The organism is Pseudomonas putida (genome assembly GCF_009883635.2).
GTDB classification, from domain to species: Bacteria; Pseudomonadota; Gammaproteobacteria; order Pseudomonadales; family Pseudomonadaceae; genus Aquipseudomonas; species Aquipseudomonas putida_W.
On record NZ_CP026115.2, the window covers coordinates 2,985,008 to 3,005,103 of the forward strand.

The 20,096-nt window shown below is 62.7% G+C and carries 19 protein-coding genes and 1 tRNA gene; 11 read left to right on the forward strand and 9 right to left on the reverse strand.

The annotated features are described in order from the left end of the window. The first annotated feature begins 636 nt into the window (after window positions 1-636). Entirely contained in the window at window positions 637-2,022 is a 1,386-nt protein-coding gene (gene gabP / locus C2H86_RS13520; RefSeq protein ID WP_159412909.1) for a GABA permease, read from the forward strand. A gap of 184 nt (window positions 2,023-2,206) precedes the next feature. On the opposite strand, the gene C2H86_RS13525 is transcribed toward gabP, so the two are convergent. Together C2H86_RS13525 and ppk2 are read right to left on the reverse strand one after the other, a co-directional pair. After that, window positions 2,207-2,650 (reverse strand): hypothetical protein, encoded by a 444-nt coding sequence (locus C2H86_RS13525; RefSeq protein WP_027917576.1) that lies wholly within the window; start codon window positions 2,648-2,650, stop codon window positions 2,207-2,209. A 60-nt stretch (window positions 2,651-2,710) separates the two neighbouring features. Beyond that, window positions 2,711-3,700, reverse strand: a complete 990-nt coding sequence (gene ppk2 / locus C2H86_RS13530; RefSeq protein ID WP_159412910.1) for a polyphosphate kinase 2 — start codon at window positions 3,698-3,700, stop codon at window positions 2,711-2,713. A gap of 172 nt (window positions 3,701-3,872) precedes the next feature. Here ppk2 and C2H86_RS13535 point away from each other — a divergent pair, with 172 nt between their 5' ends. Further along, window positions 3,873-4,163: a type II toxin-antitoxin system RelE/ParE family toxin gene (locus C2H86_RS13535; protein ID WP_159412911.1), complete on the forward strand. Its 291-nt coding sequence runs from the start codon at window positions 3,873-3,875 to the stop codon at window positions 4,161-4,163. Between the two features lie 9 nt (window positions 4,164-4,172). Then, window positions 4,173-4,478: an addiction module antidote protein gene (locus tag C2H86_RS13540; RefSeq protein ID WP_159412912.1), complete on the forward strand. Its 306-nt coding sequence runs from the start codon at window positions 4,173-4,175 to the stop codon at window positions 4,476-4,478. Between the two features lie 133 nt (window positions 4,479-4,611). Here the strand turns inward: C2H86_RS13540 and C2H86_RS13545 are convergent. The 4 genes from C2H86_RS13545 to C2H86_RS13560 all read right to left on the reverse strand — a co-directional run bounded on the left by C2H86_RS13545 (window position 4,612) and on the right by C2H86_RS13560 (window position 8,348). After that, window positions 4,612-4,687 (reverse strand) — tRNA-Phe (locus C2H86_RS13545). A gap of 90 nt (window positions 4,688-4,777) precedes the next feature. Further along, on the reverse strand, window positions 4,778-5,050 hold the full coding sequence (locus tag C2H86_RS13550; RefSeq protein WP_159412913.1) for an oxidative damage protection protein: 273 nt from the start codon (window positions 5,048-5,050) through the stop codon (window positions 4,778-4,780). After that, entirely contained in the window at window positions 5,047-6,114 is a 1,068-nt protein-coding gene (mutY, locus tag C2H86_RS13555; RefSeq protein WP_159412914.1) for an A/G-specific adenine glycosylase, read from the reverse strand. Before mutY ends, C2H86_RS13550 begins: the two co-directional genes overlap by 4 nt. After that, the gene (locus C2H86_RS13560; RefSeq protein WP_159412915.1) at window positions 6,111-8,348 is read right to left on the reverse strand and encodes an AsmA family protein; all 2,238 of its coding nucleotides are present in this window, start codon (window positions 8,346-8,348) and stop codon (window positions 6,111-6,113) included. The genes mutY and C2H86_RS13560 overlap by 4 nt, the downstream gene beginning before the upstream one ends. 367 nt (window positions 8,349-8,715) lie before the next feature. Between C2H86_RS13560 and C2H86_RS13565 the strand changes: the two genes are divergently transcribed. The 6 genes from C2H86_RS13565 (at window position 8,716) to hisF (ending at window position 13,587) form a co-directional block, all read left to right on the forward strand. Beyond that, entirely contained in the window at window positions 8,716-10,377 is a 1,662-nt protein-coding gene (locus C2H86_RS13565; protein WP_159412916.1) for an OFA family MFS transporter, read from the forward strand. A gap of 170 nt (window positions 10,378-10,547) precedes the next feature. Beyond that, window positions 10,548-11,141 carry an imidazoleglycerol-phosphate dehydratase HisB gene (gene hisB, locus C2H86_RS13570; RefSeq protein WP_023532883.1) on the forward strand — a complete coding sequence of 198 codons (594 nt, stop codon included), beginning with the start codon at window positions 10,548-10,550 and terminating at the stop codon, window positions 11,139-11,141. Further along, on the forward strand, window positions 11,142-11,780 hold the full coding sequence (gene hisH / locus C2H86_RS13575; RefSeq protein WP_060512243.1) for an imidazole glycerol phosphate synthase subunit HisH: 639 nt from the start codon (window positions 11,142-11,144) through the stop codon (window positions 11,778-11,780). Then, on the forward strand, window positions 11,781-12,041 hold the full coding sequence (locus C2H86_RS13580) for a DUF2164 domain-containing protein (RefSeq protein WP_060512242.1): 261 nt from the start codon (window positions 11,781-11,783) through the stop codon (window positions 12,039-12,041). It abuts the gene before it with no gap. Between the two features lie 27 nt (window positions 12,042-12,068). Then, complete coding sequence (gene hisA, locus C2H86_RS13585) at window positions 12,069-12,806, forward strand: 1-(5-phosphoribosyl)-5-[(5-phosphoribosylamino)methylideneamino]imidazole-4-carboxamide isomerase (RefSeq protein ID WP_003255731.1); 738 nt, start codon at window positions 12,069-12,071, stop codon at window positions 12,804-12,806. Window positions 12,807-12,816: 10 nt separating this feature from the next. Continuing rightward, window positions 12,817-13,587 carry an imidazole glycerol phosphate synthase subunit HisF gene (hisF, locus tag C2H86_RS13590; protein ID WP_079226229.1) on the forward strand — a complete coding sequence of 257 codons (771 nt, stop codon included), beginning with the start codon at window positions 12,817-12,819 and terminating at the stop codon, window positions 13,585-13,587. Between the two features lie 122 nt (window positions 13,588-13,709). Here the strand turns inward: hisF and choV are convergent, their stop codons facing one another. From choV to C2H86_RS13605, 3 genes are all read right to left on the reverse strand, one after another. Further along, window positions 13,710-14,888 carry a choline ABC transporter ATP-binding protein gene (gene choV, locus C2H86_RS13595; protein WP_054886704.1) on the reverse strand — a complete coding sequence of 393 codons (1,179 nt, stop codon included), beginning with the start codon at window positions 14,886-14,888 and terminating at the stop codon, window positions 13,710-13,712. Continuing rightward, window positions 14,885-15,733 (reverse strand): choline ABC transporter permease subunit, encoded by an 849-nt coding sequence (gene choW, locus C2H86_RS13600; protein WP_177408542.1) that lies wholly within the window; start codon window positions 15,731-15,733, stop codon window positions 14,885-14,887. The genes choV and choW overlap by 4 nt, the downstream gene beginning before the upstream one ends. Before the next feature lie 81 nt (window positions 15,734-15,814). Further along, a complete protein-coding gene (locus tag C2H86_RS13605; protein ID WP_159412917.1) occupies window positions 15,815-16,762 on the reverse strand; it encodes a choline ABC transporter substrate-binding protein in 948 nt (315 codons plus the stop codon). Between the two features lie 442 nt (window positions 16,763-17,204). Here C2H86_RS13605 and C2H86_RS13610 point away from each other — a divergent pair, with 442 nt between their 5' ends. Together C2H86_RS13610 and C2H86_RS13615 are read left to right on the forward strand one after the other, a co-directional pair. Beyond that, the gene (locus C2H86_RS13610) at window positions 17,205-18,581 is read left to right on the forward strand and encodes an L-serine ammonia-lyase (RefSeq protein WP_103448632.1); all 1,377 of its coding nucleotides are present in this window, start codon (window positions 17,205-17,207) and stop codon (window positions 18,579-18,581) included. A 393-nt stretch (window positions 18,582-18,974) separates the two neighbouring features. Next, window positions 18,975-20,081, forward strand: coding sequence for a GlxA family transcriptional regulator (locus C2H86_RS13615; RefSeq protein ID WP_159412918.1), 1,107 nt, complete (start codon window positions 18,975-18,977; stop codon window positions 20,079-20,081). Window positions 20,082-20,096 lie beyond the last annotated feature (15 nt).

A 20,096-nucleotide genomic window follows, 5' to 3' on the forward strand; every position in this document is an offset into this window, starting at 1 on the left:
CTCATGTGATCGGGTGCGTTCCCAGCTGTTGGCGGCCTTCCTGGCGAGCGCCACGCTAGCATAGCGGCAATATGACGGCCAACAGGGTCGCAGGGGGCTCAAGGCGTTGCCGGGGCAGTTTGTCGCATCGTTGCAGTGCAACGTCGCGCAGATGTCCGCAAAGGGTCTCGCCCAGCTCCATAGCCTTGATGAAAAAAGGCGCGATGGTGCCAGTTTTGACCGGCACTGGGAAGCTGTTTTAGACCATTCGCGGGCCATTTGCTGATCTGTGCCGCTACTGTGGGTGCGACTACGACCTGTTGATTCGAGGGCTGAAGGTTGTACCTGAGGGTTGCGCTTTTATGCCTTGCGCCGGTGCAAAGGTGTTACCGAGGAGCACCTTTGGTGCGTTTGTAAGTGAGTATTTCCGTAATCCGGACCTGGCATGTGGATTTGGCGACCTTTCGGTCAAAGGTTGGCCGAATGCCCTGCAACCCGCGCCATTAAACGGTCGCGGTATCCATCTGACGAATGCATTTAGCACATGGCTCGCTTATTGCCAGTAGGAAACCGCCGACTGCAGCGACGCCTAGGCCAACCCTAGGTGCGCTCTGTTCCCGCAGTCGGAGTGGTCCACTCCTTACAAAGGTAGTTTTAATGAGCGGTAACAATTCCAATGACCTCGCTCAGGGGCTCAAACAACGGCATGTCACCATGCTGTCCATTGCTGGCGTTATCGGCGCCGGTCTGTTCGTGGGTTCCGGCCACGCTATCGCAGCGGCCGGCCCGGCCGTGCTGCTGGCCTATGCCGCCGCAGGTACCTTGGTCGTACTAGTAATGCGCATGCTCGGCGAAATGGCGATCGCCTCGCCGGATACCGGTTCGTTCTCTACCTACGCCGACCGCGCCATTGGCCGCTGGGCTGGCTTCACCATTGGCTGGTTGTATTGGTGGTTCTGGGTACTGGTCATCCCGCTTGAGGCCAATGCCGCTGCAGCCATTCTCCACGCCTGGTTCCCGTCCGTGGACCTGTGGGCCTTCTCTCTTCTTATTACCCTGGCGCTGACCCTGACCAACCTGTGCAGCGTCAAGAACTACGGTGAGTTCGAGTTCTGGTTCGCCTTGCTCAAGGTGCTGGCGATCATCGGCTTCATCGTCGTCGGCTGCATCGCCATGTTCGGCTTCGTGCCAAGCAGCCAGGTGAGCGGCGCATCACACCTGTTCGATACCCAAGGCTTCATGCCTAACGGCCTGGGCGCAGTGCTGGCGGCCATGCTGACCACCATGTTCTCGTTCATGGGGACCGAAATCGTCACCATCGCGGCTGCCGAATCGAAAGACCCAGGCAAGCAGATCAGCCGTGCCACCAACTCGGTGATCTGGCGTATCTGCCTGTTCTACCTGGTGTCGATCTTCCTGGTCGTGGCCCTGGTGCCGTGGAACGACCCGGCGCTGGCCGAAGTCGGTTCCTACCAGACCGTGCTGAGCCGCATCGGTGTGCCGAACGCCAAGCTGATCGTCGACATCGTCGTACTGGTCGCCGTGACCAGCTGCCTGAACTCGGCGCTGTACACTTCGTCGCGCATGCTGTTCTCGCTGAGCAAGCGTGGCGACGCCCCGGCAATCGCCCAGCGCACCACCAAGGCGGCTACCCCGCATGTGGCCGTACTGCTGTCGACCGCTGCCGCGTTCCTCTGCGTGTTCGCCAACTACGTGGCCCCGGCCCAGGTGTTCGAGTTCCTGCTGGCCAGCTCCGGCGCCATCGCGTTGCTGGTGTACCTGGTGATTGCCGTGTCGCAGCTGCGCATGCGCAGCCAGCGTGAGGCACGTGGCGAGAAGATCGCCTTCAAGATGTGGCTGTTCCCGGGCCTGACCTGGGCGACAATCGCCTTCATCGTTGCCGTGCTGGCGGTTATGGCGCTGCGTGAGGATCACCGTGCCGAGATCATCGCGACTGCGCTGCTGAGCATTGGCCTGGTGGCGGCTGGCTTGCTGGTGCATCGCAAGCGTGAAGCTGCCGGGCGGGTGGCGCTGGATAACTGATCCGCGCTTTCTGAAATGAAGAAAGGCCGCATCCTCAGCAGGGTGCGGCCTTTTTTGTTGCCTGTTCCGGCCCATTCGCGGGGCAAGCCCGCTCCTACAGGTACAGCGCATGCCCCAGGCTTGAGGTGATCCTGTAGGAGCGGGCTTGCCCCGCGAATGGGCCGGAACAGGTTACCAAGCCCGATCAGCCAAACTGCTTCTGCTGTTGCTGCTGCTTGGCCACCAGCTCGGAAGCGGCGATATAGGCTTCCTGGAACTCATCGCTCTCCAGCCAGGCCATGGTGGTGTCTTCGTCAGCGCCGTCGAGCCAGGTGCGGTAGGCGTTGAATACCAGCACGATGTAGTCGGTGGCGTGCTCTTCCTTGTGGCCCTTGAGTACCAAGGCCAGCAGTGGGTCGACCAGGAACACCGAGATCATCGCCACCAGGCTGGTTTCCTGGGCGGCCTTCATCTTGTCGAACAGCTCTTTGTAGCTGTCGGTCTCCATGGCCTTGTTGAACACCTGCTCGATGCTCGCGCTGTCACCGGCGCTGGCCTTGACCGCCTGGCCGCTGCGCACCATGCGGTTCTGCTTGGCTTTGCTGGCGGCGCGCTTGGCGCGTTTCTGTTGCTTGGTAGGGGTGGCCATGGGGTGAATCCTTGGGGTGTTCGGAAATTGCGCGTATTGAAGCGCAGCGGCCCGGGCGATTCAACTGGCGGGCGCTGTCGGCTCGTCCTCCTCGAACCCGCGCGATGCCCGGCCGACCAGCAGCTCATCCGGCGCATGCGCCACCCGGTGGTCCTTGCCCGGGTAGTCCAGCGAATGCAGGAAGTGCCGGATGCAGTTGATCCGCGCACGCTTCTTGTCGTCCGACTTGATCACCGTCCATGGCGCATCGGCGGTATCGGTATGGAAGAACATGGCTTCCTTGGCTGCGGTGTAGTCCTCCCACTTGTCCAGCGACTTGATGTCGATGGGCGACAGCTTCCAGTGCTTGAGCGGGTCGTCCCGGCGCGAGATGAAGCGGCGCAGTTGTTCTTCGCGGTTTACCGAGAACCAGTACTTGAACAGCAGGATGCCGCTGTTGCATAGCATCCGCTCCAGGTCCGGCGTCTGGCGCATGAACTCCAGATACTGCAGCGGCGAGCAGAACTCCATCACCTTCTCGACACCGGCGCGGTTGTACCAGGAGCGGTCGAAGAAGACCATTTCCCCCGCCGTGGGCAGGTGCTGGGTGTAGCGCTGGAAATACCACTGCCCCAACTCCTGCTCGGAAGGCTTCTCCAGTGCGACAATGCGTGCGCCCCGCGGGTTGAGGTGCTCCATGAAGCGCTTGATCGTGCCACCCTTGCCCGCCGCGTCACGCCCCTCGAACAGGATCACCACACGCTGGCCGGTTTCCTTGACCCAGCTTTGTACCTTCAGCAGTTCGATCTGCAGTGCGTGCTTGGCCTTTTCGTAATCCTGGCGGCGCAGGCGGGTGCGGTACGGGTAGCTGGCCGGCAGGCGCGCCGAGGTGCTGTCCTCGTTGCTGCCCTTCGGTGCGCTGGCCACTTCCAGTGCGGCCGGGGCTTGGCTGACCTGGGTGATGGTGGGCTCGGGTTTGCGCTGGCGAGGGCGGCGCGTGCGTGGAGTGGCCGGGGCGCGAGTAGAGGATTCGTCGGGGGCGGGGAGCAGGAGGGTGGCTTCTTCGCTCATGGAGGTCCTTGCGAGGTGGGGTCGAATGTCCAATTCTGATTGTGAGTTTGGGTATGGGAGAAGTTGTTGATGCTGATCAATGCCGGTGGGCGGAGGATGTGGCGCTGCGCATTCAAATAGTTTGAAACACGTCCAGATTGATGTAGTGTGAACCACGGTTTACATTTTTCCCATGCGCACACTATTACAAACCGACAGCTATAGAAGGTGGTTCGCCGCGTTGCGGGATGCTCGTGCACAGGCTCGTATCAATGTGCGCTTGCGGCGGGTCGAGCTTGGAGTGACTGGGGACTGTAGGCCGGTAGGTGAAGGAGTGTCCGAGCTGCGGATCGATTACGGTCCGGGCTATCGGGTGTATTTCGTTCAGCGAGGCTACGAGGTGATCATCCTTCTGGCGGGTGGCGACAAGTCCACTCAGGCCAGGGATATCAGATCAGCCCTCAAGCTGGCACGCGAGCTATAGGAGGCCGCCATGACTGATACCAAACTGACCAAGTGGGATGCCGCAGATCACCTCAAGACAGAGGAAGACATGGCTCTGTACCTTGAGGCCTGCCTTGAAGAAAACGATCCGGTGCTGCTTGCTGCTGCCTTGGGCGATATTGCGCGTGCTCGTGGCATGGCGCAACTGGCGCGTGATACGGGCCTGACTCGCGAAGGGCTATACAAAGCCTTGTCGGCGGAGGGTAACCCTAGCCTGGCGACCATCATGAAAGTGATGGCGGCACTCGGCCTGAGGCTACATGCCGAGGTGGTATCTCCGCGAACTGCGGGGTAGGGCTTGGTATGGGGTGGCAGCTGCAGATGCTGAGCAGCCCGAGATGCAAAAATTCAAGGCAACAAAAAACCCGCACTAGGCGGGTTTCTTGTTGTCGCTTCGGGTAACTTTGCAACCACCAGAAGCTTGAAGGTGGTGCCCAGAGACGGAGTCGAACCGCCGACACGAGGATTTTCAATCCTCTGCTCTACCGACTGAGCTATCTGGGCGACGAGGTGAATTAAATAGATTTTCTGACGGCCCGTCAACGACTTTTTGAAAAAATTTTAAATTAATTCCGTCGCTTACGTTTCATGGGGTCATTCGGAGGGTGGAACGTAGCCTTCCGCCTGGGCGTATTCCTCGCCGGCGAAGAACTTGTCCATCTCGCCCTGGAGGAACTTGCGGTCCTCGCCGTTCATCATGTTCAGGCGCTTTTCGTTGATCAGCATGGTCTGGTGTTTCTTCCAGTCTTCCCAGGCTTTCTCCGAGATGTGTTCGAAGATGTCCTGGCCCTTGGCGCCGGGGTAGGGTGGGCGGTCCAGGCCTGGGAGTTCTTCTTTGTACTTGCGGCACATCACGGTGCGGGTCATTGGGCTTCTCCTGCAATGAGTTCGTCGGCCGCGCGTTTGAGCAGCTTCTTGACCGGGGCGGCGAGGCCCAGGCGCGGCGGGGTGGCGAGGTTATACCAGAGCCAGTCGGCCTCGGCCACGTGCTGGCCGACCGGGTCGACGCGTACCAGCCAGGGCTCGATCGCCAGCTGGAAGTGGCTGAAGGTGTGGGTCAGGCCGTCCAGTGCGCGGCTCTCGGTCAGGCGCAGGCCGTGCTGGTAGGCGAGGTCGTCGAGCTGGGCGATGTCGTCGAGCTCCGGCAGGCTCCACAGGCCACCCCAAAGGCCGCTGGATGGCCGGCGGTAAAGCAGGATGGCGCCTTCGTGGTTGGCCAGCAGCGGCATCAGCGTGCGCCGTTGTGGCAGCGCCTTGCGTGGCTTGGGCTCGGGGTAGCGGGTTTCTTCGCCGTGCAGGTGCGCCTCGCAGCCGCGCTGCAGCGGGCAGATCAGGCAGCTGGGCTTGCTGCGCGTGCACAGCGTCGCGCCCATGTCCATCATCGCCTGGGTGTAGTGGTTGGCGCGCTGCTGCGGGGTGAAGCGCTCGGCCGTGGCCCACAGCTGGTTGGCCACCTTGGGCTCGCCGGGGTAGCCGGCCTGGGCGGTGTAGCGGGCCAGCACGCGCTTGACGTTGCCATCGAGAATCGGCGCGCGGATGCCCATGCTGATGCTGGCGATGGCGCCTGCGGTCGAGCGGCCGATGCCGGGCAGTTCGGTGAGCTGCTCGACGCTGCGTGGGAATTCGCCGCCATGCTGTTCGACGACGATCTTCGCCGCCTTCTGCAGGTTGCGGGCGCGGGTGTAGTAGCCAAGGCCGGTCCACAGGTGCAGCACTTCGTCCTCCGGCGCTGCAGCCAGGGCCTGCACGGTCGGCAGGGCCTGCATGAAGCGGTCGAAGTAGTTCAGCACGGTGCTGACCTGGGTCTGCTGCAGCATGATTTCCGACACCCATACCCGGTATGGGTTGATGCCCTGTTGCCAGGGCAGGTCGTGGCGACCGTGCTGGTCGTACCAATCTAGCACGGCGCTGGAGAACTGCGTGGGGGTCATCGCTTGAACAGCCCCTTGAGCGCGTCTTTCAGTTCTGGGCTCACTTTGTCTCCGAGTTTTTCATCGATCTTGTCTTTCAGGCGGTTGCCGGCCAGCTTGGCCGCGACCTTGCCCAGGCCGTCCTGGTCCAGGCGGCAGGCCTTGGCACCGAGTTCCAGCGGGCCACGGCAGCGCAGCGGCACTTCCACGCCCACGAAGCGTTCGTTGACCTGGCAGGCCGGGTCGGGCATAGCGCGCTGGTCACCTTCGACGATCACGCCGATGTTGTAGTCCATGCCCAGCACGCGCAGGTCGAGGTCGCCATGGCCATTGACGGTCAGGCCCGGGATACGTGCCTTGAGGTCCGGGTTGCTGGCCACGCCATTGCGAATCACCAGGCTGCCGCGCAGTTCTTCGAACGGGGTGTCCTTGCCGCGCGGCTCACCGCTCAGGGTCTTGCGGTTGAGGGTGGCGATGGCCTGGCAGAGTTGCTGTTCAAGGTTGGCGTTGACCAGCACGCCGTCATTGATGGCGAAGTTTGCGCTGCCATTGAGGGTATCGACCAGTGCCTTCTGGCTGTTACCGGTGGCGGTCAGATCACTGGTCAGGGTCAGCAGGCCTTTGACCGGTGGCGTCTGCTCCTTGCCTTCGACCTTGATGAAGTGCTCGACCGGTACCCGGTTGATCTTGGTGTTGATACCGAGCTGCGGCACGGCAGGGCGTACGTCGAGGTTGCCCTTGGCTTCGAAAGTGCCGTTGTAGAGGCCGCCACGCAGGGCCTGCAAGGTCAGGAGGCCGCCTTGGCCGGTGGCCTGCAGCTGGGCGTCGCTGATCGGCAGCTTGTCCAGGGTAAGCGAGCCGAAGGCCAGGTCGGCCTGCAGGTCGAGTGCGCGCAGGCGGTCGACCGGCAGCAGCTTGTCATCACTCCAGGCCACCTGGGTCGGGGCGTTGGGCAATGGCGAGCTACCAGCAGCGGCCACGGCGGTGGACTCCTGTTGCTGGACCTCGGCCTGGCGTGCGGCAGTGGCACCCTTGGCCTCTTCGCTCTTGGCCGGCATGTAGCGATCGGCGTCGAACTTGTCGCCTTTGAGCTGCAGGCGCAGGGCCTGCTTGGCGAAGTCCTCAATGGCCACACGGCCGGTGAAGGTGCTGTCGTCCAGTTTCACGGCCAGGTCGGCCAAGGTCAGGCTGGTTGGCGTGCCTTGCAGGCGGGTCACCAGCTCCAGCTTGCCGAATGCGGCGGGGTCTGTGGTGACCGGCAGCGGGTGGCCGATGCCGTCGAGGAAGGTGCGCAGGTTGAACTGGGCGATGGACAGGCCGCCACTCAGTTGCGGGGTCTTATCCAGTTCACGCACGTTCAGCTCGCCGAGGGCACGCAGCTGGTTGGCCGAGACCTTCAGGCTGTTCCACGAGGCCACGTTGGCACCCATGTCGACCAGCAACTGGCCCTGGGCGCCAAAGGTGACGGTCTTGCCGCCGGTAGGTTCGCCCGAGGTTTCGCCGGTCAGGCGCAGGTCTTCGAAGTTGTAGCGCTTGAGCTTGCGGTCGAAGCGCAGTTCGCCAGCCAGCTCGGTGCGGGCCTTGATGGCCGGCTGGCTGGCGCTGAGGAAGGCACTGGCCTTGAGGGCGATGTTGGTGCCTTCGTGGACCGGGCCGGTGCTCAGCTGGATGCTTTCGGCGCTGTAGCTCTGGCCGCTCTTGGCATCGGTGTAGTAGACCCGGGCGTTGTTCACGGTGAGGCTGTCGATGTCGAGCTTCACCGCACGTTCGTTGCTGCTTTCGACAGGTTTGGCGGGCTGCTCGGCAGGCGCCTGGGCGGGGGCATTGGCAGTGCCATCGGTTGCAGCCGGCAGCGGTTTGCCGATGTCTTCCCAGTTGCCGTGGCCGTTTTCGTCACGCGCCAGGGTCAGGTTGAGGCCTTCGACGCGAACATCGCTCATCTGCACTTCGCGGCGCAGCAATGGCAGCACGCGCACGGAGAGACCGAGCATCTGCAGGTCGGCGAACGGCTCCTTGGGTTTGGTCAGGGTGGCGATGCTGGCTTCGTGCAGCTCCAGGCCCAGCCAGGGGAACAGGCTCCAGCCGATGTCGCCGTTGAGGGTCAGCTCGACGTGGGCCTTGTCGCGCGCCAACTGGCGGATCTCGTCTTTGTAGTCGTTGGGATCGAAGAGGTGGGTCAGGGCGAAGCCCAGCGCCACGATGATCAGCAGCAACCCGAGAAGCCCAAGTCCCAGGATTTTGCCGAACGCTTTCATGGGCGAGTCCTTGTAGTCCGTAGAGTGAATTCCGAACGGCTGAGTATAGCGCCGCAGGGGTGGGCCCTGCGTATTCGACTAGCGATGCAGGACATTTCCGATGTTTGCGGGATTCGACAGTTGTGGTCTAGGCAGTTCCTTCGACGCTGGATTTAGCAGAAATACCGATTCAGCCAGGCGAAAAATAACGATATCAGATTGCTTTCATGTCATCTGCGAACTGGTACCCTTGTGCCGCTTTGCGGAGCGGCCGCGACCCATTGTCGCGGAGCGTTACCCAGGGAAAAGGCCAGTTCGCCCTGCGTGCGAGTACAAGAGCCCGGGATGCAATCCGCCAGCACTGTCTACCTACAAAAGGATCGAATCCATGAGCAGTACCATCACGGCAGGGGGGCTGGCCAGCGCGCCAAGCTTCCTGTCGAAGGAGCGCATCATCGCCCGCCCGGGCTTCAACCGCTGGCTGGTCCCGCCAGCCGCCCTGGCCATCCACCTGTGCATCGGCATGGCCTATGGCTTCTCGGTGTTCTGGTTGCCACTGTCGCAAGCCATCGGCATCACCGCGCCGGTTGCCTGTTCGGCCGACATGGGCTTCATCGCCCGTATGTTCAGCGCCGAATGCGACTGGCCGATCTCGATGCTGAGCTGGATCTACACCCTGTTCTTCGTCTTCCTTGGCTGCTCGGCCGCAGTACTTGGCGGCTGGCTGGAACACGCCGGCCCGCGCAAGGCGGGCCTGGTTTCGGCGCTGTGCTGGTGTGGCGGCATGCTGATCTCGGCGATCGGCGTGAAGACCCACCAGCTGTGGCTGATGTGGCTGGGTTCCGGTGTGATTGGCGGTATCGGCCTGGGCCTGGGCTATATTTCGCCGGTCTCTACCCTGATCAAGTGGTTCCCGGACAAGCGCGGCATGGCCACCGGCATGGCGATCATGGGCTTCGGTGGTGGCGCCATGGTTGGCGCACCGCTGGCTACGGCGCTGATGGGCCACTTCGGTAACGAGCATGAGGTGGGTGTGTGGCAGAGCTTCGTCGCCATGGCCGCGATCTACTTCGTGTTCATGACCGCCGGCGCCCTGGCTTACCGCGTACCGCCGACCGGCTGGAAACCTGAAGGCTGGACTGCCCCGGTGAAAAATGCCGGCAATGGCATGGTCACCGACCGTCACGTGCACGTCAGCGTCGCCTGGAAAACCCCGCAGTTCGCCTTGGTATGGCTGGTGCTGTGCCTGAACGTCTCGGCCGGTATCGGCATCCTCGGCATGGCGTCGCCGCTGCTGCAGGAAGTGTTCGCTGGCAAGCTGCTGGGTAACGAGCTGACTTTCAGTGAGCTGAATGCCGCACAATTGGCGCAGATCGCCGCCATTGCTGCCGGCTTCACCGGCCTGCTGAGCCTGTTCAACATCGGTGGACGCTTCTTCTGGGCGTCGTTCTCCGACTACATCGGCCGCAAGAACACCTACTTCGCCTTCTTCGCCCTGGGCGTCGGCCTCTACAGCCTGGTGCCGAACATGGGCCACCTGGGCAACGTGGCGCTGTTCGTGGCGGCGTTCTGCATCATCCTGTCGATGTACGGCGGTGGCTTCTCCACCGTGCCGGCCTACCTGGCCGACCTGTTCGGCACGCAGATGGTCGGTGCCATCCACGGTCGCCTGCTGACCGCCTGGGCCGCAGCCGGCGTACTGGGCCCGGTGCTGATCACCTACCTGCGCGAGTACCAGCTGGCGTCGGGCGTGGAGCGTGCGGCAGCGTACGACATGACCCTGTACATCCTCGCCGGCCTGCTGGTGCTGGGCTTTATCTGCAACCTGCTGATCCGCCCGGTCGCCGACAAGTACTTCATGACCGATGCCGAGCTGGCTGCCGAGCGTGCGCTGAGCCACGACAAAGGTGCTGACGGTGCGCGTTCGCTGGAGTGGCACGCCGCGCCGGGTAGCCTGCCGCTGGTGCTGCTGGCTTGGGCTGTGGTGGTGATTCCGCTGGCCTGGGGTGTGTGGATTACCCTGCAGAAGACCGCTGTACTGTTCCATTGATGTAGCCGTCTGGGGGTTGCCTTGCAGCCCCCATGACCTGCTTGTATAGACCTGTAGGGCCGTCCGGCCCCGCAAATCCTTGCCATGCCATATGTCATCCGCGTTTCAAGCGGGCGCGTTCTGGGCCTATAATGGAGCCCTTTTCGCCCAATGATTTTGCGGAGCTGGTGATGGTCGAACGTAAGGCTTCCGTCGAGCGCAATACCCTGGAAACCCAGGTCAAGTGCTCGATCAACCTCGATGGCAGTGGCAAGGCCCGATTCGATATCGGTGTGCCTTTCCTTGAACACATGCTGGACCAGATCGCCCGTCATGGGCTGATCGATCTGGATATCGAGTGCAAGGGTGACCTGCATATCGACGATCACCATACCGTCGAAGACGTCGGTATCACCCTGGGCATGGCATTCGCCCAGGCCATCGGCGACAAGAAAGGCATCTTCCGCTACGGCCACGCCTATGTGCCGCTGGACGAAGCCCTGTCGCGCGTGGTCATCGACTTCTCCGGCCGCCCAGGCCTGCAGATGCATGTGCCCTACACCCGCGCCAGCGTTGGCGGCTTCGATGTCGACCTGTTCCAGGAATTCTTCCAGGGCTTCGTCAACCACGCCCTGGTGACCCTGCACATCGACAACCTGCGTGGCCACAACACCCACCACCAGATCGAAACCGTGTTCAAGGCTTTCGGCCGCGCCCTGCGCATGGCCGTGACCCTCGACGAGCGCATGGCCGGGCAGATGCCGTCGACCAAAGGGTGCCTGTAAATGCAGACGGTAGCCGTAATCGACTATGGCATGGGCAACCTGCACTCGGTGGCCAAGGCGCTCGAGCACGTCGGCGCCGGCAAGGTGCTGGTCACCAGCGACGCCGCAGTGATCCGCGAGGCTGACCGCGTGGTGTTCCCGGGTGTGGGCGCGATTCGCGACTGCATGGCCGAAATCCGCCGCCTGGGCTTCGACAGCCTGGTCCGCGAAGTGAGCCAGGACCGCCCGTTCCTCGGCATCTGCGTCGGCATGCAAGCGCTGCTGGACCATAGCGAGGAGAACGACGGTGTCGACTGCATCGGCCTGTTCCCTGGCCAGGTGCGCTTCTTTGGCAAAGACCTGAAAGAAGACGGCGAGCACCTGAAGGTGCCGCACATGGGCTGGAACGAAGTCAGCCAGACCATCGACCACCCGCTATGGCACGACATTTCCGACCGTGCGCGCTTCTATTTCGTGCACAGCTACTACATCAATGCCGGCAAACCGGGCCAGGTAGTCGGCCGTGGCCACTATGGCGTCGACTTCGCTGCCGCGCTGGCCGATGGCTCGCGCTTTGCCGTGCAGTTCCACCCGGAGAAGAGCCATACCCATGGCCTGCAGCTGTTGCAGAACTTCGTCGCCTGGGACGGGCGCTGGTAAATGAGCCGTTCGAAGACCAAGGCCCCGGTCATCACCCTGGCCCCCGAAGAGGAACGCGAGGCGCTCGACACGCTCAAGCGCTTCCTGGAAGACCGCTTCGAGCTGCAGCTCGGGTCGTTCGAGGTGGCCGAGGTCCTCGAGCTGTTCAGCAAAGAAATTGCACCCCATTACTACAACAGGGCGATTGCCGATGTTCAGCTGCACCTCAAGGAGCGGTTCGAGAGCATCGAAAGCGATCTGTGGGCACTCGAAAAGCCCTGAACCCCCAAGAACAGACAGGTTCCCAAGATGCTGATTATCCCCGCTATCGATCTGAAGGACGGTGCCTGCGTGCGCCTGCGCCAGGGCCGCATGGAAGACTCCACGGTATTCTCCGACGACCCGGTGAGCATGGCCGCCAAGTGGGTCGAGGGTGGCTGCCGCCGCCTGCACCTGGTCGACCTCAACGGCGCCTTCGAAGGCCAGCCGGTCAACGGTGAAGTGGTCACCGCCATCGCCAAGCGCTACCCGAACCTGCCGATCCAGATCGGCGGCGGCATCCGCTCGCTGGAAACCATCGAGCACTACGTCAAGGCTGGCGTCAGCTACGTGATCATCGGCACCAAGGCGGTCAAGCAGCCTGAGTTCGTAGCCGAAGCGTGCAAGGCGTTTCCGGGCAAGGTCATTGTTGGCCTGGATGCCAAAGACGGCTTCGTCGCCACCGACGGCTGGGCGGAAGTGAGCTCGGTGCAGGTCATCGACCTGGCCAAGCGTTTCGAGGCCGATGGCGTTTCGGCGATCGTCTACACCGACATCGCCAAGGACGGCATGATGCAGGGCTGCAACGTGCCCTTCACCAAAGCCCTGGCTGAAGCCACGCGCATCCCGGTAATCGCCTCGGGCGGCATCCACAACCTGGGCGACATCAAGGCCCTGCTGGACGCCAAGGCCCCGGGCATCATCGGCGCCATCACCGGCCGTGCCATCTACGAAGGCACCCTCGATGTCGCCGAGGCCCAGGCCTTCTGCGACAACTACCAAGGCTGAGGACTGAACCATGGCACTGGCCAAGCGCATCATCCCTTGCCTGGACGTGGACAACGGCCGGGTGGTCAAGGGCGTCAAGTTCGAGAACATCCGTGATGCCGGCGACCCGGTGGAAATCGCCCGTCGCTACAACGAGCAGGGTGCCGATGAAATCACTTTCCTCGACATCACGGCCAGCGTCGATGGCCGCGACACCACGCTGCATACCGTCGAGCGCATGGCCAGCCAGGTGTTCATCCCGCTGACCGTGGGCGGTGGCGTGCGCACCGTGCAGGACATCCGCAACCTGCTCAACGCCGGTGCCGACAAGGTTTCGATCAACACTGCCGCGGTGTTCAACCCGGAGTTCGTCGGCGAGGCGGCGGACCGTTTCGGTTCGCAGTGCATCGTCGTCGCCATCGACGCCAAGAAGGTGTCCGGGCCGGGCGAAGAACCGCGCTGGGAGATCTTCACCCACGGCGGGCGCAAGCCGACCGGGCTGGATGCCGTCGAATGGGCGAAGAAGATGGAAGGCCTGGGTGCCGGCGAGATCCTGCTGACCAGCATGGACCAGGACGGCATGAAGAACGGCTTCGACCTGGGTGTGACCCGCGCCATCAGCGATGCGCTGGGGATTCCGGTGATCGCTTCGGGTGGTGTGGGTAACCTGCAGCACCTGGCCGACGGGATTCTGGAAGGGCATGCCAGCGCGGTGCTGGCGGCCAGCATCTTCCACTTTGGCGAGTACACGGTGCCTGAGGCCAAGGCCTACATGGCTTCGCGCGGCATCGTAGTTCGCTGAGACATTGATTGGGGCTGCTGTGCAGCCCATTCGCGGGACAAGCCCGCTCCCACAAGGTCAACCGATAACCCTGTGGGAGCGGGCTTGTCCCGCGAATGGGCCGCACCGCGGCCCCAATTGCATCACCCGTGATTCTTGCCGAGCAAGGCGTGGTAAAGCTCGGTATCCCCAAGAATCCCCACCACCTTGTCATTCTCCTGCAGCACCAGCTTGTTCCCGGTCTGGTAGCGAATCTGCAGCGCCTCACGCATGCCAATGTCAGCATGCACCAGCGTCGGCTTGCGCCCCAGCCCTTCCACGGCCTGCCCCGGCACCCAGTTCTGCATGTCCAGCCCGTTCTGCCCCTGGCGTGCACGCTTGATCGAATTCCCTTCACCCAGGTCCAGCCACGAATCGCCACCCGGGTCCAGGCACACCGAGCCGTTGACCCGTTTGCAGTTGTCCAGGCTGCGCATCAGGCTGCGGCCGCACAGCACGTTCAGCGGGTTGGTGTGGGCGACGAAGGTACGCACGTACTCGTCGGCCGGGTTCAGCACGATCTCTTCCGGCTTGCTGTACTGGATGATCCGCCCGTCCTTCATGATGGCGATGCGGCTGCCCAGCTTCAGGGCCTCGTCGAGGTCGTGGCTGACAAACACGATGGTCTTGCTCAGCTTGGCCTGCAGCCCCAGCAACTCGTCTTGCAGGCCTTGGCGGATCAGCGGGTCGAGGGCCGAGAACGGTTCGTCCATCAGCAAGATGTCGGCATCCATCGCCAGCGCCCGGGCCAGGCCCACCCGCTGCTGCATGCCGCCGGAGAGTTCGTCCGGCTTCTTGTTGCGCCACTGGGTCAGGCCAACCAGTTCGAGCTTCTCGTCGACCAGCTTGCGCCGTTCCTTTTCCGGGCGGCCCTGCATCTCAAGGCCGAAGCTGATGTTCTCGCGCACCGTCAGCCATGGCATCAGGGCGAACTTCTGGAACACCATGGCGATGCGCTTGGTGCGCATCATCTTCAGTTCTGCCGGGGTGCAGTGGGCAATGTCGATGTGCTTGCCTTCATGCTCGACGAACAGCTTGCCGCGGCTCACGGTGTTGAGTCCGTTGATGCAGCGCAGCAGGCTCGACTTGCCCGAGCCGGACAGGCCCATCAGCACGCAGATCTCGCCTTTGTTGATATCCAGGTTGGCCTTTTCCACACCGACCACCAGGCCGGTCTGCTTGAGGATCTGTTCGCGGGTCTGGCCCTTGTCCAGCAGCGCCAGTGCTTCGCGCGGCTTGTTGGAGAAGATGACGTCGACGTCTTCGAATCGAATGATGCTCATGCCTCACCCCTTACCGGCAGTTCCGGTTGCTTGCAGATACGGTCGAGCATGATCGCCAGCAGCACGATCGCCAGGCCTGCTTCGAAGCCCAGGGAGATATCAGCGGTGTTCAGTGCGTTGACCACGGGTTTACCCAGGCCATCGGCGCCCACCAGGGCGGCAATCACCACCATCGACAGCGACAGCATGATGCACTGGGTGACGCCGGCGGCGATGCTCGGCATCGCGTGCGGCAGTTCGATGCGGGTGAGCAGCTGGCGGCGCGAGCAGCCAAACGCCTTGCCGGCGTCCATCAGCTCTTGCGGCACGTCGCAGATACCCAGGTAGGTCAGGCGGATTGGCGCGGCGATGGCGAACACCACCGTCGAAATCAGCCCCGGCACCACGCCCAGGCCGAACAGGGTCAGGGTCGGGATCAGGTAGACGAAGGTCGGCACGGTCTGCATCAGGTCGAGCACCGGGCGCATGGCGGTATAGAACATCGGCTTGTGCGCGGCGACGATGCCCAGCGGCACGCCGATGGCCACGCAGACCACGGTGGCGAAGGTCACCTGGGCCAAGGTCTCCATGGTTTCCTGCCAGTACCCCAGGTTGAGGATCAGCAGGAAGGAGAGGGCGACGAATGCGGTAAGCGCCCACTTGCGCTGGATGAAGTGCGCCAGGGCGGCGAACAGGGCGATGAGCACGAACGGGTTGAAGAAGGTCAGGGTACTGGTGACGCCATGGATCATGAACTCCAGGCCACGGGCAATGGCGTCGAAGTAGTTCGCGCCATTCTGGGTCAGCCATTCGACGAACGACGCGATGTACTGACCCAAGGGTATTTTCTGATCGATAAGCATGATAGCGAGCTTCCACCTGCAAAGATTGAAATCAGTCCGGGGCGGGCACGGTCCCGCCCCGAGGTAGCGCTACGACGTATTGCGTTATTGAGCGAGCTTGGCCTTGGCCGCCTCAAGGCCGGGTTTGCCATCCACGGTGGTGACGCCCGCCAGCCAGGTATCCAGCTTGCCGGGGTTGTCCTTGAGCCACTTCTTGGCGGCCGCCTCGGGCTTCATCTTGTCGTCCAGGACATAGCCCATCATGGTGCTTTCATCCTTGAGCTCGAACGACAGGTTCTTCAGGAGCTGGCCGACGTTGCTGCATTCCTGCACATAGTCCTTGCGGGTGTTGGTCAGCACGGTGGCCTTGCCGAAATCGGGGCCGAAGAATTCATCCCCACCGGTAAGGTACTGCATCTTGAAGCGGGTGTTCATCGGGTGCGGTTCCCAGCCCAGGAACACCACCGCCTCGTCACGCTTCTGCGCACGATCGACCTGCGACAGCATGCCGGCCTCGCTCGACTGCACGATCTTGAAACCGGCGTCCTTCAGGCCGAAGGCGTTCTTGTCGATCATGCTCTGGATGGTGCGGTTGCCATCGTTACCAGGCTCGATGCCGTAGATCTTGCCGTCCAGTTCCTTCTTGAACTTGGGAATGTCGCTGAAATCCTTGAGCCCCTTGTCATACAGCGCCTGGGGGACGGCAAGGGTGTATTTGGCGTTTTCCAGATTGGCGCGCACGGTATCCACAGTGCCGGCGTCGCGGTACTGCTTGATGTCGTTCTCCATGGTCGGCATCCAGTTGCCGAGAAACACGTCCAGGTCCTTGCCGGTGGCCAGCGACTTGTAGGTCACCGGTACCGAGATCATGGTGGTGTGGGTCTTGTAACCCAGTGCTTCGAGCACAACGCTGGTGGTTGCCGTGGTCACGGTGATATCGGTCCAGCCGACATCGGAGAAGCGTACCGTCTGGCACTGCTCGGGCTCGGCGGCCTGGGCCAGCAGAGGCGCGGACAGCATCGCAACCAGCAACAGCGAGGGTGAACCTTTCATGGATGGACTCCTGTGATTTTGTCTTCGGGTTCGCATGGGTCGCCGGGCTTTCTCAGGGTCCGGTCGACCAGGCCTGCAGAGGGCAGGTTGCGTGGCCGTGCTTTACGAGTCGCTTTCGATAATCCTCCAGCGCCGGGCAATCGCCTACTGGTGGGGTCGTAACCAGTACGGAACGGGTCGCATCCAGTACGGGCGATGTCGTTTATGAGTTTTTCCACCCCTGCAGCCGCATTTTTGCGTCACCAGGCCGCTCGAAAGCGGCGCACAGGTGGCCGAAAAGGCTGCGGCGCTGCTGGACAAAAGTACGTCGGTTGCAGACGGCGAGGGGGTAGGCAAAAGCCCGATGATGCTGGCATTCGTGGCGGCTCGCAGCTTCAGCCTAGCAGTTGCCCCGCCCTGCGCATGGCGCGCAGAGACAAGCCCAGCAAGAGGTGAAGCGACAATGGCCATCAGCGTGTTCGACCTGTTCAAGATCGGTGTCGGGCCCTCCAGCTCCCACACCGTCGGCCCCATGCGTGCTGGCGCCTTGTTCGTCCAGGGCCTGCGTGAGCGCGGCGAGCTGGAACAGGTGCAAAGGATCGAAGTGCGGCTGTACGGTTCGCTGTCGGCCACCGGCATCGGCCACGGCACCGACAACGCCACCATCATGGGCCTGATGGGCGAATGGCCGGACGCCATCGACCCGACCCAGATCGTCCCGCGCATCGCCGACCTGCGCGAAACCAACACCTTGAAGCTGGATAACCGCCTGCCCATCGAGTTCGTCTGGGCCCGCGACATGCTGCTGCTGGACGAGAACCTGCCGTACCATCCCAACGCCATGACCTTGATCGCCGAAGGCGCCCAGGGCGAGCTGCACCGCGACACCTACTACTCGGTCGGTGGCGGCTTCGTGGTCGACGCCGCCCAGGCCGCCAGTGGCGTGCTGGATGCCGACCAGACGGTGCTGCCGTACGATTTCAACAGCGCCGCCGAGCTGCTGCGCCTGTGCAAGCAAAACGACCTCAGCGTGTCGCAATTGATGATGGCCAACGAGAAGGTCTGGCGCAGCGAGGAAGAGATCCGCGCCGGCCTGCACAAGCTCTGGGAAGCCATGCAGGAATGCGTCAACAACGGCCTGAAATACGAAGGTACATTGCCCGGCGGGCTCAACGTGCGCCGTCGCGCCGCCAAGCTGCACCGCAGCCTGCAGGAGATCGGCAAACCCAACGTGATCGGCTCGACCATGAGCGCCATGGAATGGGTCAACCTGTTCGCCCTGGCGGTCAACGAAGAAAACGCCGCTGGCGGGCGCATGGTTACCGCGCCCACCAACGGCGCGGCCGGCATCATCCCAGCGGTGCTGCACTACTACATGCGCTTCAGCGATGCCGTGAATGAGTCCAGCGTGGTCGACTACTTCCTCGCCGCCGCCGCCGTGGGCATCCTGTGCAAGAAGAACGCGTCGATTTCCGGTGCCGAAGTCGGTTGCCAGGGTGAGGTCGGCTCGGCCTGCGCCATGGCCGCTGCAGGCCTTGCCGAAGTCCTCGGGGCGACCCCGCCTCAGGTGGAGAACGCCGCCGAGATCGCCTTGGAACACAACCTCGGCCTGACCTGCGACCCGGTCGGCGGCCTGGTACAGGTGCCGTGCATCGAGCGCAACGCGATTGCTGCGGTGAAGGCGATCAATGCCGTGCAGATGTCCCTGCGCGGCGATGGCGAGCACTTCATCTCCCTCGACCAGGTGATCCGCACCATGCGCGACACCGGGGCCGACATGCATGACAAATATAAAGAGACCTCGCGCGGTGGCCTGGCGGTCAGCGCCATTGAATGCTGATGCGCCGATAACGCGCTGGCCCGCCTACAACGCCCCGTTTCGGGGCGTTTGTGTTTATACCGATCGTCGGATGTCGCTATCAGTGCGGGCATTGTCGGTGACACTCAAGAGTGTCGTTTCTGGGCAACTTACACTGCACGTGTCACCAAATTGCTCAGCCGTTACACGCAAGGCGCTAGCACGGCGGTTTGCGAAGAGCCAGCCAACTCGACCGAAGTTCCTGATTTGCCGAACGAAGGCGTCGTTTTCAGGATTTTTTGGATGGCCGTTCAATTTCAGGCACGGCCTTTGCGTTGAGATTGGCAACAAGCCCCTGCACACGAATCCGGGGCCATAACAAGAAATCAGTGCCCGCCTGAGGCACACCCTGCATTTGTGTGAGGAGAAATCGCGATGACGTCGTACACCTCCGGGAACCCAACCCAGAACCGCACAGCACCCCAGTCCATCGGGTTTCTTCTTTTGGACAATTTCACCCTGATTTCCCTGGCGTCGGCCGTCGAGCCGCTGCGCATGGCCAACCAGCTATCCGGCCGCGAGCTGTACCGCTGGCACACGCTGACCGTCGATGGTGGCCAGGTATGGGCCAGCGACGGCCTGCAGATCACCCCCGATGCCGCCATGCACAACGCACCGCAGATCGACACCGTGATCGTCTGCGGCGGTGTCGGCATCCAGCGCACTGTTACCCGTGAGCATGTCACTTGGCTGCAGGCCCAGGCGCGCCAGTCGCGCCGCCTCGGTGCAGTGTGCACCGGCAGCTGGGCTCTGGCCTGTGCCGGTCTGCTCGATGGTTTCGATTGCAGCGTGCACTGGGAATGCCTGGCAGCCATGCAGGAGGCCTTCCCGCGGGTCAACATGAGCACCCGCCTGTTCACCCTCGACCGCAACCGCTTCACCAGCTCCGGCGGCACCGCGCCGCTGGACATGATGCTGCACCTGATCAGCCGCGATCATGGCCGCGAGCTGTCGGCGGCGATTTCCGAGATGTTCGTCTACGAGCGCATCCGCAACGAACAGGATCACCAGCGTGTGCCGCTCAAGCACATGCTCGGCACCAACCAGCCGAAGCTGCAGGAAATCGTCGCGCTGATGGAGGCCAACCTCGAAGAGCCGATCGATCTCGACGAACTGGCCGTGTACGTGTCGGTGTCGCGCCGGCAGCTCGAACGGCTGTTCCAGAAGTACCTGCATTGCTCGCCGTCGCGCTACTACCTGAAGCTACGCCTGATCCGCGCACGGCAGCTGCTCAAGCAGACGCCGATGTCGATCATCGAAGTGGCCTCGGTGTGCGGCTTCGTCTCCACGCCGCACTTCTCCAAGTGCTACCGCGAGTACTTCGGCATTCCGCCGCGTGACGAGCGCGTCGGCTCCAATACTGCGCAGCAGGTGGCGATGATGCCGATCCCACAGGCCATGACCCTGTCGCCGCACAGCGGGCCGATGGCGGCCCTGAGCCAGGCGCGCAACGAGTCGACGTTTGCCAGCGTAAGGCTCTGACTCGGCGTCGCTTGC